Annotated in this window: 5 protein-coding genes; all 5 read right to left on the reverse strand. The window is 69.3% G+C overall.

What is annotated here, in order from left to right; translation table 11 throughout:
* Nucleotides 1–957: DEAD/DEAH box helicase (locus VFZ09_RS39330; RefSeq protein ID WP_329732915.1), on the reverse strand; the 957-nt coding region annotated here is incomplete at its 3' end.
* Between the two features lie 250 nt (nucleotides 958–1,207).
* Nucleotides 1,208–1,822 carry a pentapeptide repeat-containing protein gene (locus tag VFZ09_RS39335; protein ID WP_329732916.1) on the reverse strand — a complete coding sequence of 205 codons (615 nt, stop codon included), beginning with the start codon at nucleotides 1,820–1,822 and terminating at the stop codon, nucleotides 1,208–1,210.
* A gap of 7 nt (nucleotides 1,823–1,829) precedes the next feature.
* Nucleotides 1,830–3,371 carry a hypothetical protein gene (locus VFZ09_RS39340; protein ID WP_329732917.1) on the reverse strand — a complete coding sequence of 514 codons (1,542 nt, stop codon included), beginning with the start codon at nucleotides 3,369–3,371 and terminating at the stop codon, nucleotides 1,830–1,832.
* A gap of 379 nt (nucleotides 3,372–3,750) precedes the next feature.
* Entirely contained in the window at nucleotides 3,751–3,936 is a 186-nt protein-coding gene (locus tag VFZ09_RS39345) for a hypothetical protein (RefSeq protein WP_329732918.1), read from the reverse strand.
* A gap of 80 nt (nucleotides 3,937–4,016) precedes the next feature.
* On the reverse strand, nucleotides 4,017–4,210 hold a 194-nt coding region (locus VFZ09_RS39350), incomplete at its 5' end, for a hypothetical protein (RefSeq protein ID WP_329732919.1).

Genomic DNA, 4,210 nt, shown 5'->3' on the forward strand with positions numbered 1-4,210 from the left:
CACGGGAGCGAACACCGCCGAGCGCACCCCGACGGCGATGCGCACCGTGCCCTTGCGCAGGGCCTGCCAGTGGAAGAGGCGCTCGCGGTCCTTGAGGCCCGAGTGCAGCACGGCCACGTCCGCGCCGAAGCGGCTGCGGAAACGGCCCACGAGCTGCGGCGTGAGGGCGATCTCCGGCACCAGCACGAGGCTGCCCTTGCCATGCGCGAGCGCCCGCTCCACGGCGCGCAGGTACACCTCGGTCTTGCCGCTGCCGGTGACACCGTGGAGGAGGAAGGGCTGGAAGCCGCCGGTGTCGATGGCCGTGTGGAGCTCCTTCACGGCGGCGTCCTGCTCGGGGGTGAGCTGCGCGGGACGGCCCTGGCCGAGCCCCTCCTTCACGCCGGGGGCGATGACCTCCTCGTCGATGCGGACGAGGCCGCGCTCCACCAGCTTGCGGAGCGTCTCGCGGGCGCCGGGGATGGCGTGGGCGACTTCCTCCAGGGGGGCACGGCCGCCCACCGCGAGGAGATAGGCCAGCGCGGCGGATTGCGCGGGAGCACGGCGGAGCGCGGCGGGCGCCTCGGTGACGAGCGCTACGGCGAACTCCTGCACGTCGGGCCTGGCCTCCTTCTCCATCTCGGCCTTGGTGAGCCCGGGGGGAAGCGCGCTCTTGATGACCTCGCCGAGCGGGTAGCGGTAGTGCTCGGCGGCGAAGCGCAGGAGCTCGATGAGGTCCGGCGGGAGGGATGGCGAGTCCTCCAGCACTTTCATGATGGGCTTGAGCTTGACGCTCTCGGCCTCGGGAGGAGGCGTGGCGGGCCCGAGGAAGAAACCGAGCGACATGCTCCGCCCGAAGGGCACGAGGATGCGCTGGCCCGGGGAGAGCCGTCCGCAGAGGCCCTCGGGGACGACATAGGTGAACTCGCCCCGCACGGGACGGCCGACTGCGACGGAGGCGAGGTTCGAGGGGCTCACGGCGACCTGTGAACCACTGTAGCGGCGCTCCCTGACACCGGTAGTTTCTGGCCGGGGTGTTCACCGCGGACACATCCGTGGACACAGAAGGCCACACCCCCAGTGGGGACGGGGTTCACCTCAGCCGAGCCAGGGGTTCTCGGCGTGCTCCATTCCGGACTGGAGCGCACGCAGGGCGGCGCGCATGGCCGCTGACGAAGGCGCGCAACCGTGCGCGGGCGCCAGAATGCAGTGGCCGAGTAGCTCACCCTCACATCAAAATCCCCGGAGCCGTCTCCAACGCCGCGAGCAGGTCCTCGACAGTCGTATCCATCTTCTCGGCCACCGTGGGCGCATGCCAGGTTACCGCGACCGTGCCGACAGGCGACTCGCAGACAGCCTCGACGGTGGCTCTGCCGACCAGTCCGGGCCAAGCGTGCCGGCGCAGTTGCGCCGCGTGTCCGAGTGGGTCCAAAAAGGTGAAGCACGGCCATCGCGGCAGGCGAATGGTCCTCATGTCGCAATTGCGGAACCGGCACCCGTTGAGCCGGGCCTCCGAGAAGTCGCAGTCTTCGACGCCTCCCAGCTTCTCCCTCTCGTCCAGGTCCTCGCGGAACCCGAAGTCGTTGCCAGTAAACCGGCCCGTGAACCGGCACCCCTTGAAGTTGATGGGCGCCCAGCGCACGGTCTTCAACTCGCCCCTCGCCTGGATGGTGCAGTTGATGAACTGTCCCGACATAGGCACCAGCGACCGCCCTGCCGCGCTGATAATGACGGTGCAGTCGCGCAGCGTGAGGTCCGGGCCGAGCCAGTAGATTGGCCCCCTTTTCAGCTCCAGCCGCGCGCCGGCAATCTCTCGCTTCTCGTAGTGGATGTTGGGAGTCACGCGGACCTCAGAAGAAGATCATGCGAAAGAAGGTGCTCGCCATCCGCCGCCCATGCAGCGCGAAGTTCGACTCCGTACCAGACAGGATCTCGTAATGGTAACTCTGTCCGCCCGGCCCCGTAATATCGACACCTCGGCTGTTCCAGGACAGCCCTGGGAATCGGTCCTTCATCTGCGTCTCCACCCACCGCCCTCGCGCCTGGCGCTCCAGTAGATTCGCGCGGTAGTCCTTGCCGGCTGCTCGCAACCTTTTGATCGCCGCGAGCTCATCGACTGACAGCTCCGCCTGGGACCACATCGCCGCCACCTCCTTCACGGCCGCCTGCAGCTCGTCACCCAATGCGTCGCGCGCTGGAATGTCGTGGATGCTCTTCCCGGGTGCGAGGTGCCACCGCTCCCCATTGCCGAGGACGACCTGCTTGTTGCCGCCGCGGTGCTGGATGACCACGGTGCCCGAGTGCCCTCCACCGGCTACCGCGCTTCCGCTCTTGGCCAGGATGTTGATGGCCACCGGCGCCTGCGGGGAGGTGAGGACGACGAGCGCGCGGCTCTCCTCCACCACCACCTCCACCGCAGCGGCCTCCTCCATCGCCACCGCCACCGAGCCCTCCATGCCCTGCGCCGCCCACTGCGCCTGAACCTGGTTGAACCTCGGCAGCGAACGCACGTGCGCGGCCACCTCGCCGAGCGTCCGCCCGCTGAGCGTGGCCACCGCGAGAATAAGGGCCCGGGCCGCATCCGTCCCAATCACCTGCCCGAAGGACTCGCCCGCATCGCGCAGCTCCTCGAAGGTGGTGGCCTCGTGGGCGCGCTGAGCCATGGCCGCCCAGCCATCCACAAGGCCCCACATGGCGTCCACGCCCAGCCAAGCGAGCAGCACGACCGACAGCGCGGCCGCAGCCGCCTTCGTGCTCGGCTCGGGTAGTAGCCAGAGCGCCAGGTACAGCCCCGCAGCCCAAACCAGCGACGAGAGGATGGCCTTCGGGCTCAACTCTCGCCCGAGGGCCGCCTGCGTCTCGTCGAGCACCGTGCCGAAGGCCAGGGCGAGCGCCAGGGTGCGCCTGTCGTCGGTGCGCAGATAGGGCCCGTCCGTGAAGAGGCCCAGGCAGTCGCCCCCGCCCCGGTGCTCGCACCAGCGCAGGTACTTTTCCTTGAGTGCCGCTTCGGCCTCGGGCACGAGCGGGCCCTTGTCGTTGAGCGGCACCAGCGTGAGCACCCTGTCGCGGTACACCTCGGCAAGCAGCTCCTCCTCCGGCATGGCTTGGAGGAGCACCTGGGCCGTCTCCTGTGCCGTGCCCTTTACCCGGAAGCGGTGGCCGAGCAACTGCACCGCGCGCTGGTACTCGGCCGCCGTGAGGGTCACCACCTGGGTGTTGCCGTGCGCCGTGGGACTGTCAGCAAAGACGGCAACCACGGGCTCGAGCTTTCGCTGCGCTGAGCGGACCTCCTTCGTCGTCGTCGGCCGCCAGCGGCTTCCCCCGGCGAGCTGCCCACCCATGGGCGCCTGCGTCGCGCACGCCGAGAAGAGGAAGAGGATGATGAGGCCCAAGGCTCCAGCGGGTGCCCAGGGCTGCGGGGCCCCCGTCCTCCCTCTTCGAGCCTCGAGCTGCGTACCGCCGCCCTCCCCCGCCCCAGGACTTCGGTACTCATTCGCCATGGCGCTGGCCTTCCCCTCAGGTGGAACAACCCTGAAGGATAGGATGCGGGAGACCCAACCAAACAGGGGGGGGGAGGCGCTCGCGCGAGGCCGAGAAACGACACCACCCCCCTTGACGGAACCCTCTCACCCCACCCGCCGCGTGGATGGACGAGCAGCGCGCCTCCGGCCACAACCCCGGGCAACACCGAAGCTCCCGGGGGAAGCCGCGATACGGAGTTCCCCGCGAGGCGGTGGCGGCGCCGCCTGCTGGGAAGAACCTACCGCTTCCTCACTTGAAGGTGACGTTCTCGAGCACCAGCTCGCGGCCGCCGCCCCTCAGCTTGAGCGTGTACGCCCCGGGCACTGCACGGGCCGTCGGCTCGCTCACGACGTAGAAGGCCGCATCGCCACCCGGCGCGACGACAACCGGAGTCAGCGTCCGCACCCGGGCAAGTGCCTCTCCCGAACCGGACACCCGAGTCGCCTCTTCTACCTCCCAGCTGTCCGAAGCGAGGAGCGTCCCGAGCCCATCGACTACCCCCTCGAAGCCGGGCCTCACCACGTAATTTCCCGCCTTCGTCCACTCGAACTGTTCCACGGCTTTGTCGCGTGCTCCTCGTCCACCACCACGAGGCCGAGGTTCTCCACGGGAGCGAACACCGCCGAGCGCACCCCGACGGCGATGCGCACCGTGCCCTTGCGCAGGGCCTGCCAGTGGAAGAGGCGCTCGCGGTCCTTGAGGCCCGAGT

Source organism: Archangium sp., assembly GCF_036277355.1.
Taxonomy (GTDB): domain Bacteria; phylum Myxococcota; class Myxococcia; order Myxococcales; family Myxococcaceae; genus Archangium.